Annotated in this window: 13 protein-coding genes; 5 read left to right on the top strand and 8 right to left on the bottom strand. The window is 72.4% G+C overall.

Features of this window, described 5'->3' with window-relative positions; genetic code table 11:
• Nucleotides 1-52: 52 nt before the first annotated feature.
• From ACZ7PG_RS45800 to ACZ7PG_RS45780, 5 genes are all read right to left on the bottom strand, one after another.
• Nucleotides 53-265 (bottom strand): DUF5988 family protein, encoded by a 213-nt coding sequence (locus tag ACZ7PG_RS45800; protein ID WP_470245483.1) that lies wholly within the window; start codon nt 263-265, stop codon nt 53-55.
• A 145-nt stretch (nt 266-410) separates the two neighbouring features.
• On the bottom strand, nt 411-1,973 hold the full coding sequence (locus ACZ7PG_RS45795; protein ID WP_470245482.1) for a helix-turn-helix domain-containing protein: 1,563 nt from the start codon (nt 1,971-1,973) through the stop codon (nt 411-413).
• On the bottom strand, nt 1,973-3,358 hold the full coding sequence (locus ACZ7PG_RS45790; protein WP_470245481.1) for a carboxylesterase/lipase family protein: 1,386 nt from the start codon (nt 3,356-3,358) through the stop codon (nt 1,973-1,975). Before ACZ7PG_RS45790 ends, ACZ7PG_RS45795 begins: the two co-directional genes overlap by 1 nt.
• Nucleotides 3,355-4,737 carry an FAD-binding oxidoreductase gene (locus ACZ7PG_RS45785; RefSeq protein WP_470245480.1) on the bottom strand — a complete coding sequence of 461 codons (1,383 nt, stop codon included), beginning with the start codon at nt 4,735-4,737 and terminating at the stop codon, nt 3,355-3,357. Before ACZ7PG_RS45785 ends, ACZ7PG_RS45790 begins: the two co-directional genes overlap by 4 nt.
• A gap of 99 nt (nt 4,738-4,836) precedes the next feature.
• Complete coding sequence (locus tag ACZ7PG_RS45780) at nt 4,837-6,216, bottom strand: dihydrolipoyl dehydrogenase family protein (protein ID WP_470245479.1); 1,380 nt, start codon at nt 6,214-6,216, stop codon at nt 4,837-4,839.
• A 74-nt stretch (nt 6,217-6,290) separates the two neighbouring features.
• On the opposite strand from ACZ7PG_RS45780, the gene ACZ7PG_RS45775 reads away from it, so the two are divergent.
• Complete coding sequence (locus ACZ7PG_RS45775) at nt 6,291-7,199, top strand: cupin domain-containing protein (RefSeq protein ID WP_470245478.1); 909 nt, start codon at nt 6,291-6,293, stop codon at nt 7,197-7,199.
• A gap of 147 nt (nt 7,200-7,346) precedes the next feature.
• The gene (locus ACZ7PG_RS45770; protein WP_470245477.1) at nt 7,347-7,721 is read left to right on the top strand and encodes an STAS domain-containing protein; all 375 of its coding nucleotides are present in this window, start codon (nt 7,347-7,349) and stop codon (nt 7,719-7,721) included.
• Here the strand turns inward: ACZ7PG_RS45770 and ACZ7PG_RS45765 are convergent.
• Both ACZ7PG_RS45765 and ACZ7PG_RS45760 read right to left on the bottom strand, forming a co-directional pair.
• The gene (locus ACZ7PG_RS45765; protein ID WP_470245476.1) at nt 7,718-8,119 is read right to left on the bottom strand and encodes an ATP-binding protein; all 402 of its coding nucleotides are present in this window, start codon (nt 8,117-8,119) and stop codon (nt 7,718-7,720) included. The two genes, ACZ7PG_RS45770 and ACZ7PG_RS45765, sit on opposite strands and share 4 nt — an antisense overlap.
• A 113-nt stretch (nt 8,120-8,232) precedes the next feature.
• The gene (locus tag ACZ7PG_RS45760; protein WP_470245475.1) at nt 8,233-8,679 is read right to left on the bottom strand and encodes a hypothetical protein; all 447 of its coding nucleotides are present in this window, start codon (nt 8,677-8,679) and stop codon (nt 8,233-8,235) included.
• 153 nt (nt 8,680-8,832) lie between these two features.
• Here ACZ7PG_RS45760 and ACZ7PG_RS45755 point away from each other — a divergent pair, with 153 nt between their 5' ends.
• From ACZ7PG_RS45755 to ACZ7PG_RS45745, 3 genes are read left to right on the top strand one after another with little or no spacing between them, the layout of a single operon-like run.
• Entirely contained in the window at nt 8,833-9,594 is a 762-nt protein-coding gene (locus ACZ7PG_RS45755) for a thioesterase II family protein (RefSeq protein ID WP_470245474.1), read from the top strand.
• Nucleotides 9,587-11,149 carry an acyl-CoA carboxylase subunit beta gene (locus tag ACZ7PG_RS45750; RefSeq protein WP_470245473.1) on the top strand — a complete coding sequence of 521 codons (1,563 nt, stop codon included), beginning with the start codon at nt 9,587-9,589 and terminating at the stop codon, nt 11,147-11,149. The genes ACZ7PG_RS45755 and ACZ7PG_RS45750 overlap by 8 nt, the downstream gene beginning before the upstream one ends.
• Nucleotides 11,149-11,328, top strand: a complete 180-nt coding sequence (locus ACZ7PG_RS45745; protein WP_470245472.1) for an acyl-CoA carboxylase epsilon subunit — start codon at nt 11,149-11,151, stop codon at nt 11,326-11,328. Before ACZ7PG_RS45750 ends, ACZ7PG_RS45745 begins: the two co-directional genes overlap by 1 nt.
• Before the next feature lie 56 nt (nt 11,329-11,384).
• Here ACZ7PG_RS45745 and ACZ7PG_RS45740 read toward each other — a convergent pair whose 3' ends face one another.
• A complete protein-coding gene (locus ACZ7PG_RS45740; RefSeq protein WP_470245471.1) occupies nt 11,385-12,038 on the bottom strand; it encodes a response regulator transcription factor in 654 nt (217 codons plus the stop codon).
• Between the last annotated feature and the right edge of the window lie 2 nt (nt 12,039-12,040).

The following is a 12,040-nucleotide window of genomic DNA, read 5'->3' as shown; positions in this document are numbered from 1 at the left end:
GTGGAGCAGGACCTCCGCCGGGTGGAGATCCGGGTGGAGACGCGGCCGCGGGCTACTCGGCGACCCGGGTGCGGCCGCACCAGGCGAACACCGGGACCTGGTCACCGCCGCTGGTCGTCGTGAACTCGCCCTCGTGGGAGAAGTGCTCGTAGCCGGCGCCGAAGCTGACCTTCGCGACTTCGCCGATGTTGCCGACCGTCCAGTCGCGGTGCTGTTCGATCAGCTCGGCCGGGCCGCCGGAAAGCGTCACTTTGATATTCGTCATGATTCGTCTCCGTGGGTTCGTCGGCGCGGAGGAAAGGCGGGAATTGTGGCCTTCGTCTCTCGACAATGACTGACGAACGTTCGCTGTGTCAAGATTTCCGGTTCCGCGCGGAAATGGACCGGAATAAGGGTTGACGGTAGGGGTGTCAGCGCAATTCGCGGGCGAGCCGGTGGATGCGCAACGCCAGGTGGACGTCCAACGCGCGGTCGCCCTCCTGCCAGTCTTCGCCCAGTAACGCGGTGATGCGGTCGAGGCGCTGGTAAAGCGTGTTCGGGTGGATCGTCAGCTCCTCGGCCGCCGCGGCCTTGCGTCGGCCGCCGCGCAGGAACACCTCCGCCGTGTGGACGAGGTCAGTGCCGCGCTCTTCGTCGTGGGCCAGCAGCGGGGCGAGGGTCCGGGCGACGTACGCGCCGGCCTCCTCCCGGCCGGCCTGGCTGAGCAGGTAGCGGTACGGGCCGAGATCGGCGGGCGACGCCGTGACCCCGCCGCGGCCCAGTGCTTCCAGGACCCGGACGCACGCGACCGCGTCGTCGTACGCGTCGGCCAGCGCGGTCGCGCCGGTCGCCGGGCCGGCGAGGCCGGTCGTGCCCAGCGGCCAGGACCGGACCGTCGCCTCGTCCGCGCGGACCAACGCGACCACGCGACCGTCCACTCTGGACGCAAGCGGGGCGAGGTCCCGCAGCCGCTGGTCTTCGCTCACCACGACCAGGTGCGGGCGCCGCAGGTCGCGGGCGTACGCGGGGACCTCGCGGACCCGGCGGGTCACCAGGTGCTCCACCAGCTCCTCGGTCGTCCGGCGTTCGGCCCGCTCGACCGACGCCACCAGTGCGACGGTCATCGCCGAGCGCTCCAGCAGCCGGACGTCCGCCTCGTCGAGCGGTGCGCCGGGAACCACTTGCAGCGCCCCGAAGTACGCGTTCGCCGAGGCCACCGGCACGGTGACCGCCCGCTCGGTCACCTGGGTCCGCCGGGCGCCGGCGAACAGCGCCGACGGTTCGCCGTCGAGCCGCGCGTCCACGAGTGAGCCGTCCCGGGCGGCGGCGCGGACCTCGTCGTGCTCGTCCGCGACCAGCACCAGGCCGGGCACCAGTTCCGACAGCGGGACCACGACGTCTTCGGGAGCGCCACCGTGCAGCGCGACCTCCGAGAGCCGGTCGTGCAGCCGCACGGCGCGTTCCAGCCGGTCGTTCGCCGCCGCCAGCGCGGTGACCAGCTTGGCGTTCTCGATGGCGATCGCGGCGAACGACCCGAGCGACGTCAGCAGCGTCGTCTCAGCCGCGGTGAACCGGCGGACCGCGCGCTGCGACACCATCAGCACGCCGGCCACCTTGCCCCGCAGCCGCAGCGGCACGCCGAGGATCGTGCGCAGGCCTTCGTCCGCCGCGACGCGGTCGACGTCGCCGAGGTGGGTGAACCCGGCGTCGCCGAGGTAGTCCGCGCTCTGCACCGGCTCCCCGGTTTCGGCCACCCGCCCGGCCAGCCCGCCGCGGCGCGGCAGCACGATGCCGCGCATCCGCGGCCCGAGCGAGCCGTCGGTGACGCGGATGACGAGCGAGCCGTCCGGTTCCGCGAGCGCCAGGTAGGCGATGTCGACGCCGAGCAGGCGCCGCGCGTGGCCGACGACCTCCTGCACCAGCGCGTCGAGGTCGTGGACCGCCGACAGGCGAAGGACGAGGTCGTACAGCTCGCGCAGGCCGTGGGCGTCCATCAGCCCAGGTGCGTCGTCTCGGTCGCGGCCCAGCCGGGGTCGCCGGTGGTGGCGAACCGCACCCACGCGGCGTTGACCTCGCGGGCCAGCTCCGCCGGGGGAGCGTCGCCGACGAGGCCGGCGGACTCGGCCAGGGAGTCGAACACGAACGGCAGCTCCATGCCGTGGCACGCGCCCAGCCTCGGCGCCCGCCACTCGAACTCGTACCGGAACGAGCGGCCCTGGTGGCTTTCGACGAGCTCCTTGACGCCGTCGCGGAAGACGAGGTCGGTCATCGCTTCCACGAACACCTCGCCCGCCTTCCGGCCGTCGCCGAGGCCGTAGCTCTTCAGCACGCCCGCCGGGTCCGGGTGCGACGCCGACAGCATGGCCACGGCCTGCTCGTCGGTCAGGACGTCGAGCAGCCCGGTCGGGCCGAAGTACAGCAGCATCTCCTCGCGGCAGGTGCCGGCGATCAGGTCGACGCCGGCGCCCGCGCCGCCGCGGATCGCTTCGCCCGGGTGCACCGGCAGGACGTCGTCGCCGACCAGCGGGAGGAACGGGCTGAGTCCGAAGCTGCGGTCGAGGCCGTCCTCGCCGCGCAGGTCGGGTCCGCCGCCGGGCTTGAGGAGCGCGTCCTGGGCGTCGAGCAGCTGCTCGGTGCTCAGCCCGCGGAAGGCCTCGGCGGTGGGCGCGACGCCGAGCCGGTCGGCGACCAGCTTCGTCACGCGCTCCAGCTCGGCCCGCCCGCGCACCATGTTCGCGTGTCCGCTTTGGACGATCGCGCGGCGGAAGAGCCCTTCCGACAGCGGCGAACCGAGCAGGCAGGCGACGCTGATCGCGCCCGCGGACTCGCCGAACAGCGTGACGTTGGCGGGGTCGCCGCCGAACGCGGCGATGTTGTCCCGGACCCAGCGCAGCGCGGCCAGCTGGTCGCGCAGGCCGAGGTTGGTCGCGCCGCCGTCGAGCGGCAGGAAGCCGTCGATGCCGAGCCGGTACTGCACGGTCACCAGCACGGCGCCGGCGCGGGTGAACGCCGTGCCGTCGTAGACCGGGGCCGAGCCGGTGCCGCCGATGAACGCGCCGCCGTGCACGAACACCAGCACCGGCCGGGCTTCCGCGGCCGGGTCCGGGGTCCAGACGTCGACCGTCAGGTACTCCGGGCCGGGCTGCCAGCCCGTGCCGACCACGGCCGACAGGTCGAGACCCGGGATCGTCCGATGCCGTTGCGGCGCGGTGGGTCCGGCCTCGCGGGTGTCGCGCACGCCGTCCCACTCCGGAGCCGGGACGGGCTCGGCGAACCGCAGCTCGCCTTCGGGCGCGGCGGCGTAGGGGATGCCGCGGAACCGGACGCCGGTGGCGATCGGCTCGCCGCGGACCTCGCCGGCGGTGGTGCGGACGATCATGCGGGTGTCCCTTCGGGGAAGACCTTGCCGGGGTTGAGGATGTGGTGCGGGTCCAGGGCGTTCTTGACCGCGCGGTGCATCGCGAGGACGTCCGCGCCGAGCTCGCGCGCGAGGCCGGGCTGCTTGAGCAGGCCGACGCCGTGTTCGCCGGTGACGGTGCCGCCGAGGTCGAGGGCGTCGGCGATGATGTCGTCGAAGGCCGCCTGGGCGTTCTTCCGGGCGGTCTCGTCCCCGGCCGGGGTGACGAGCAGCGGGTGCAGGTTGCCGTCGCCGATGTGCGCGACGTTCGCGATGTGGACGCCGTGGCGCTGGCCCGCCGCGTCGATCCGGGCGAGCATCTCGGGCACGGCCTGCGTCGGGACGCAGACGTCCTCGGTGAGCAGCGGGCCGAGCCGTTCCAGGGCGGGGTAGGCGAGGCGGCGGGCGGCGAACAGCGCGTCGGCCTCGGCCTGGTCGGTCGACTGCGCGGCCCACGTCGCCCCTGACTGCTCGAAGCAGTCGAGGATTTCGGCGGCTTCGTGCTCGCCGAGCGCGCCGGGGGAGTCGGTGCGGGCGAGCAGGACCACGTTGGCGTCGGCGCTCAAGCCCATGTTCTTCCACTGGTCGACGGCGGCGAGGCAGTGCCGGTCGACCAGCTCCAGCGCCGACGGCAGCACGCCCCGGGCCGCGACCGCCGCGGCGGCCTGCCCGGCGGCGACGGTGGTGTCGAAGTACCCGGCGACCGTGCGTTCCGCGGCGCGGGCGGGCCGCAGCCGGACGGTGACCTCGGTGATCACGCCGAGCGTGCCCTCCGACCCGACCATCAGGCCGGTCAGGTCGTACCCGGCGACGCCCTTGGCGGTGCGGCGCCCGAGCCGGACCCGCTCGCCGGTGCCGGTGACGACCTGCAGGCCCAGGACGTAGTCGCGAGTGACGCCGTACTTGACGCAGCAGACGCCGCCGGCGTTGGTGGCGACGTTGCCGCCGATGGTCGACCACGGCGAGCTGGCCGGGTCGGGCGGGTACCAGAGTCCGTGTTCCGCGCAGGCGGCGCGCAGGTCGTCGTTGACGACCCCGGGCTCGACCACGGCGTACCGCTCGCGCTCGTCGATCTCCTTGATCGCGGTGAGCCGGTCGGTGACCAGCACGACGCAGCCGCCGACGGCGTTCGCCCCGCCGGACAGGCCGGTGCCGGCCCCGCGCGTGACCAGCGGGGCCCGGTTCGCCAGGCAGGCCTTGACCACGGCCTGGACCTCTTCGGCCGTGTGCGGCCGGACGACCACCGCGGGCTGCGCGTAGGGCGCCCACTCGGCTTCGTCGTGGGCGAAGCCCGCCACGACGTCCGGGTCACGGACCAGCCGGTCCGCCGGCAGCCGGGCGGCCAGGTCGTCGATCAGCATCCGCGGGAACCTCCTCGTCACCGGGTTCCCACGCTAGGGCGGCGGCGCCGGTCTGGCCATGGGGAGAATCCCCACCGGATGCGCCCGGGGGTGTGCGTTCTACCCGCTGACGACCTTGCCGAACACCTCGTTGAAGGCTTCGGTCGAGCTCGGGTGCGTGTAGATCGAGTTCCGGAGCTCGGTGGCGGTGATGTTGTGCCGGATGGCCAGCGCCACGGTGTTGATCACCTCTTGCGCGTCGATGCTGAGCAGCGCCGCGCCGAGGATCAGGTCGGTGTCGGCGTCCACGACGAACTTCATGATCCCGCGCGTCTCCTCGACCGTGTAGGCCCGCGGCATGGCGACGATGTCGGCGACCTTTTCCCGCGCCACCTTGATGTTCAGGCCCTGCTCGCGGGCTTCGCGCTCGGTCAGGCCGACCGTCGCCAGCGGCGGCGTGATGAAGAGCGTGTGCGGCACGGCGACCCGGTCGGTCGTGGTGCGCTTGCCCTCGCCGAGCAGCTCGTCCAGCACGATCCGGGCGTCGTCGAGGGCCACGTACGTGAACTGCGGGCCGCCGTTGACGTCGCCGACGGCGTAGATGTGCGGCTGGCTGGTGCGCAGGTGCTCGTCGACCTCGACGGCACCGTTCGGCGTGGTCCGGACGCCGGCCGCGTCGAGGCGGAGGCCGTCGGTGACGGGACGCCGTCCGGTGGCCGGGAGCAGGGCGCTCGCCTCGACTTCGTGCGTCTTACCGTCCTTTTCGTAGACGACCTTCGCGACGGCGCCGCTGTCCTCGACCTTGGTGATCTTCGCGCCGGTGATGATCCGGATGCCGTCGCCCTCGAGGATTTCCCGGACGGTCCCGGCGATGTCCTCGTCTTCGCGGGGCAGCAGCCGTTCCGCTCCTTCGAGGACGGTGACGTGCGTGCCGAAGTGCCGGTAGATCGACGCGAACTCGAGCCCGAGGTAGCCGCCGCCGACGACGATCAAGCGTTCCGGCAGCGTCGCCGCCTGGGTGAGCTCGGTGCTGCTGACCAGGTGCTTGCTGGTGGCCAGGCCGGGGATCGGCGCGACGACCGGTGCGGAGCCGGTGCTGAGGATGATCGTCGGCGCGGTGACGGTGATGCGGTCGTCGCCCTCGCCGATGGCGACGGTGTGCGGGTCGACGAACCGGGCGGTGCCCGTGATGACGGTCGCGGTGTCCTTGCCGTCGAGCGACGCGAAGTTACCCGCGCGGAAAGCGCTGGTCAGGGCCCGGACGCCGGCGATCGAGTGGGCGAAGAACTCCTGCGCGTCGTCTTCGATGCGCCGGGCGTTCGAGTAGTGGACGAGCATCTTGGTCGGCACGCAGCCGACGTTCGGGCAGGTGCCGCCGTACATGTTTTCCGACTGTTCGACGAGGACGACGCGCTTGCCCGCGTCGCTGAGGGCGTGGGCGGCGGTCTTCCCGCCCTTGCCGAAGCCGATGACCAGGACATCCGCGGTGAGCTTTTCCATGTGGTCGAGTGTGCGACGGTCCCGATGAGACGACCAGGCTTGCCAGTATCAGTTTTCTGCCCGAAAGTATCACCGTGGACGCTGTCAGCCGCTTGCTTCGTATGGCCGACCTCGTGGCTTCGCTCGAGAAGCACTGCCTGCTCGGGGCGGGCACGCGCATGGACGTCGCCCGGTCCCGGGAGCTGACCGTGCCGTTCCACGTGCTGCTCGAGGGCGAGTGCCGGCTGCACGTCGGCCACGAGGTGTTCGAGCTGCGCGCCGGTGACGTCGTGCTGATCCCGAGCGGCGCCGAGCACCGGGTGGTCACGGCCGGGCCGGGACGGGCGCGCGGCACCGTCGAGACCGGCGGCGAGGTGCTCGCCACCCAGCGCAGCGAGCGCGGCGGCGACCCGGTCATCGACCTGTTCTGCGGCCACTACGCGGTCAACGCGGGCCCGGGCGCGCTGCTGTTCCGGAGCCTGCCTGGCGCGATCCACGTGTCGTTCGGGCAGTCGCCCGAGACGGACGAGGTCCTGCGCGGGCTGAGCTTCCTGATGCGCGGGGAGGCGAGCCGCGAGGGCTCCGGGTCGGCGGCGATCCTGTCCGCGCTGAGCACGGTGCTGCTGGCGATGGTGCTGCGGACGGCCCGCGGCGCGGCCACGGCGGACGTGCTGTGGACGGCGGTGGCCGACCCCGGGATCGCGTCGGCGGTTGCCGGCGTCCTGGACGACCCCGGGGCGCAGTGGACGATCGAGCGGCTCAGCCGTCAGGTGGCGATGTCCCGCGCGACGTTCCTGCGACGGTTCGTCCGGGAGACGGGCATGACGGTGGGGGCGTTCCTCACCCGGGCCCGGATGATGGCGGCGGCCCAGCTGTTGTCCACCTCCGACGCGACGGTGGCTTCGGTGGCCGGCCGGGTCGGCTACCAGTCGGAATCCGCGTTTTCCCGTGCGTTCCGGGCCGAGCTGGGGACGACGCCGGCCCGGTTCCGGCGAGGCTCGTGACGCATCGGTTACGCATCGGTTGTAGGGTGGGTTGTAGCGGTTCAGCCTGCAGCCGTCGTGCCTCGATCCCCCGCAACCCCGCCCGGGCTTGTCGTGGGTCCGGACCGACGTCCGGCCTCGCGGTGGTTCGCCAAGGAGGCCTTCGCGATGCTGATTCCCGCCCCGCACACCGACCGGTCCACGACGTTCGAGGTGACGACGACGTCCGAAGCGACCGTGGTGACCGCGGCCGGCGACCTCGACCTGGCCGTCACCGGCCGTCTCGCCGCGCTGCTGAACCGGGAGCTCCAGCTGGCTCCGCCGGCGCTGGTGTTCGACGCGTCGGCCGTGACGTTCTGCAGTGCCCGCGTGCTGACGATCCTGCTGGACGCCGCGGCGGCCGGCGTGCCGTTCGCGGTGGCCGGGCGGTGCCGGGCGTTGCTCCGGCCGATCGCCGTGCTTGGTCTGGACCATGCGTTGGCGGTGCACTGGAGCGTGGACGAAGCGCTGGCCTGGTTGAAGCTGGTGTCGCAGCTGTCTTAGCCCGCCGAGCACTCCATCCGGGCCCAGACCAGCTTCCCGCCGTCGTGGCGGCTCACGCCCCAGTCCCGGCACAGCTGGTCGACCAGCAGCAACCCGCGTCCGCCGCCGTGGTCGGGCGCCCGCAGTCTCGGCTCGGCGCTGCCGGCGTCGGCCACCGCGACCGTCACTTCGCACGGCTCCCGCGCGTGGTGGATGCGCAGCTGCCGCGGCCCGCCGCCGTGGACGTAGGCGTTTTCCAGCAGCTCGCCGACGATGATCAGCGTGTCGATCAGGTCCGTCTCGCGGAGCGTGCCCAGCTTGACCTCGGCCCAGCGGCGGGCGGCGGTCAGCCCGGCCCGGTCGATGCCGTCGACGTCCAGCACCTGCCAGCCCGCCTGGTCGGCTCCACTCCAGCTCACGCGCACGGTGACTCCTTCCGCTGCCGCGCTTCCCCCGGAGTGCGGCAGCGTCCGCGCTACGGCTACCCGGATCGGCCGCGTTTACCCGTCGCGTTCGGGGGACTGGGTGCGGGTCAGGTCCGCTTGCGGCTCGCGATCTTGTCGGAGAGCTGCCGCACCTGGGCGGGGTCCGCGTCCCGGGCGAGGGCGACGTAGTGGTCCATGACGGCCGGCCGGTAGCGCACGGGCAACGTCTGTCCCGGGGCGAGCCGGGTGAGCTCGGTGATCGTGAGGTCTTCGTCCGCGATACCGCGGAACGAGAGGCCGTCGGCGGTCTCCACGTCGAACATCAGGACCACGCGGGGATTGCTGTTGACCTCGCGCCAGTCGACGAGAACGCCGAGCGCGAGCGTCCCCGTCCGCAGCTCCGCGGTGCGCTTCCCCGCGTCACCGCTCAGGAACGGGTTCGGGGCGACGCCCGGGAAGGCGGGCCCGACGCCGAGCGATTCCCGGCTCAGGTCGGGCCTGAGCTGCTCCATCAGACCGTTCAGATTGTTGAGCTTCTTCTTCCAGCCGAACACCCAGCCCCCTCCCACCCGCCGGTGCTCGCCGTGATCATACGTTCCCCCTGACCCCTGCCTGTTCGTCAGACACGCCTTAGGGGTCGTCGGCCGCCGCGCACGCTGGCTAGCTTGGCCGGGAGGAGCCTCCGACACCGAAGGGCGGTGGACGACATGGTCGCCCCCGTTGACCACGCCGAGGAGAACTGGTTCCGCCGGTTCGCCGCGTCACCCGAGGCGAAGGCGCGGCTCGTCTGCCTGCCGCACGCCGGCGGGTCGGCCCCCTTCTACTTCCCCGTGGCCAAGGCGCTCGCCCCGGACATCGAGGTGCTCGCCGTCCAGTACCCCGGGCGGCAGGACCGGCGGCACGAGCCCTTCCTGACCAGCATCGACGCCATGGCCGACCGCGTCGCCGACCTGCTCCGGAACCACACCGACCGGCCGCTCGCCCTGTTCGGGCACAGCATGGGCGCGATGGTCGCGTACGAGACGGCTCGCCGGCTCGAGCGCGCCGGGCAGGACGTCGCAGCGTTGTTCGTCTCCGGACGGCGCGCTCCCTCGCGGACGCGGGACGAGAGCGTCCACACCCGGACCGACGACGGCGTCGTCGAAGAGCTGCGGCGCCTCAGCGGCACCGAGGCGGACCTGCTCGGCGACGACGACGTCGTCCGCATGATCCTGCCCGTCGTGCGCAACGACTACCGGGCCGTCGAGACCTACCGGTACGCCCCGGGCGCACCCCTGAACGCGCCGATCGTGGCCTTCACCGGCAGCGACGACCCGATGGCCACCGTCGACGAGGTCGCCTCCTGGGCGGAGCACACCGCCGGCGGCTTCGAGCTGAACGAGCTGGCCGGCGGGCACTTCTTCCTCACCCGCCACCAGGGCGTCATCCTGCGGCGCCTGGCCGACGAGCTGGGAGGCGTCCGTGTCTGAGGCAACGACGTTCGCCAACCGGCTCGACGAACTGCGCGAGATCAAGGACGCCGCGCGCCGCGGGCCCGACGACGCCGCCACGCAGCGCCAGCACGACCGCGGCAAGCTGACCGCGCACGAACGCATCGAGCTGCTCCTCGACCCGGGCTCGTTCACCGAAATCGAAGCGCTGCGCCGGCACCGGGCCACCGGGTTCGGGCTGGAGCAGCGCCGTCCGCACTCCGACGGCGTCGTGTGCGGCTGGGGCACGGTCGACGGCCGGACGGTCTTCGTCTACGCCCACGACTTCCGGATCTTCGGCGGCGCGCTCGGCGAGGCGCACGCGCAGAAGATCCACAAGGTGATGGACCTCGCCGAGGCCGCGGGCGCACCGCTGGTTTCGCTCAACGACGGCGCCGGGGCCCGGATCCAGGAGGGCGTCACGGCGCTCGCCGGCTACGGCGGCATCTTCCGGCGCAACACCCGCTGTTCCGGGGTCATCCCGCAGATCTCCGTGATGCTCGGCCCGTGCGCGGGCGGCGCGGCGTACTCGCCCGCGTTGACCGACTTCGTGTTCATGGTCCGCGAGACCTCGCAGATGTTCATCACCGGACCCGACGTCGTGCAGGCGGTGACGGGCGAGGAGATCACGCAGAACGGTCTCGGCGGTGCCGACGTCCACGCGGAGACCTCCGGCGTCGCCGCGTTCGCCTACGACGACGAGGCGACCTGCCTGGCCGACGTCCGGTACCTGCTTTCCCTGCTGCCGGCCAACAACAACGAGACGCCGCCGCACGTGCCCGCCGGCGACTCACCGAGCCGCCGCACCGACCGGCTGCTCGACGTCGTCCCGACCGACCCCGCACGCGCCTACGACATCTGCGACGTCCTCGCCGAGATCGTCGACGACGGCGAGTTCCTGCAGGTGCACGCCGGTTGGGCGACCAATGTCGTCTGCGCGCTCGCCCGCCTGGACGGGCACGTCGTCGGCATCGTCGCGAACCAGCCCGCCGTCCTCGCCGGGGTGCTCGACATCGAAGCGAGCGAGAAGGCCGCGCGGTTCGTGCAGACGTGCGACGCGTTCAACATCCCGCTCGTCACGCTGGTGGACGTCCCCGGCTTCCTGCCCGGCGTCGACCAGGAGCACGGCGGGATCATCCGGCACGGCGCGAAGCTGCTCTACGCCTACTGCAACGCCACCGTGCCGCGGGTGCAGCTCATCCTGCGCAAGGCCTACGGCGGCGCGTACATCGTGATGGACTCACGCTCGATCGGCACCGACGTCTCGCTGGCGTGGCCGACGAACGAGATCGCCGTGATGGGCGCCGAGGGTGCCGCGAACGTGATCTTCCGCCGCGAGATCAAGGCGGCCGACGACCCGGAAGCCGTGCGGGCGCAGAAGATCAAGGAGTACCGCACCGAGCTGATGCACCCGTACTACGCGGCCGAGCGCGGCCTCGTGGACGACGTGATCGAGCCGGGCGAGACGCGGCAGCTGCTCATCCGCTCGCTCGCGATGCTGCGCACCAAGCACGCCGACATCCCGGCGCGCAAGCACGGGAACCCACCGGTCTGATGAGCGACGCGGTGGTGCGGGTCCTGCGCGGCGCGCCGGACGAGACCGAGCTGGCGGCGCTGATGGCGGTCCTGGCCGCGGTCGGCGCCGCCAAGCCGGCCGAACTCGCGGCGCCGGCCCCGCGCCTGCGGCGCCGGCCGCCGTTCCCGGCCGCGACCAGCTGGCGCACCCGCCGCTGAGTGCAAGTGGTCGTGAGTGAGAAACAGGGTTAGAACACTGTTTCTCACTCACGACCTCAGGTGCGGACCGTCGTACTGTCCAAATAGGTCAGGACCGCGCGGATGCGGCGGTTCTGGTCGCGGCTGGCCTCGAGGCCGAGCTTCGCGAAGATGTTGCTGATGTGGTTCTCCACCGCGCCCTGCGTGACGACCAGGTTCTTCGCGATGGCCGCGTTCGACAGCCCCTGCGCCATCTCGCCGAGGACCTCCGTCTCGCGGGCGGTCAGGCCGTCCAAGGGGTCGCGGTTGCGGGACAGCATCTGCGCGACGACGTCCGGGTCGATCGCCGAACCACCGCCGGCCACCCGGCGGACCGCCTCCAGGAAGTCGCCCACGTCGGCGACGCGCTCCTTCAGCAGGTAACCGACCCCGGACGTACCTTCGGCGATCAGGTCCACGGCGTAGCTGCCCTCCACGTACTGCGACACCACCAGCACCGGCAGGCCGGGGACCTCCTTGCGCGCCGCGATCGCGGCCCGGATGCCCTCGTCGGTGAACGTCGGGGGCATCCGGACGTCGGCGATGACGAGGTCCGGCTGGTGCTCGCGGACGGCGACCAGCAGGTCGTCGCCGTTGGACACGGCGGCCGCCGTCTCGATGCCGACGTCGGCGAGCAGGCTCTGCACGCCGGCCCGCAACAGGACGGAGTCTTCGGCGATGACCACGCGCATTG

It is taken from the genome of Amycolatopsis sp. NPDC114504 (assembly GCF_055633595.1).
Note: the sequence above shows the minus strand (reverse complement) of the source record. Positions and strands in the feature narration are given on the sequence as shown.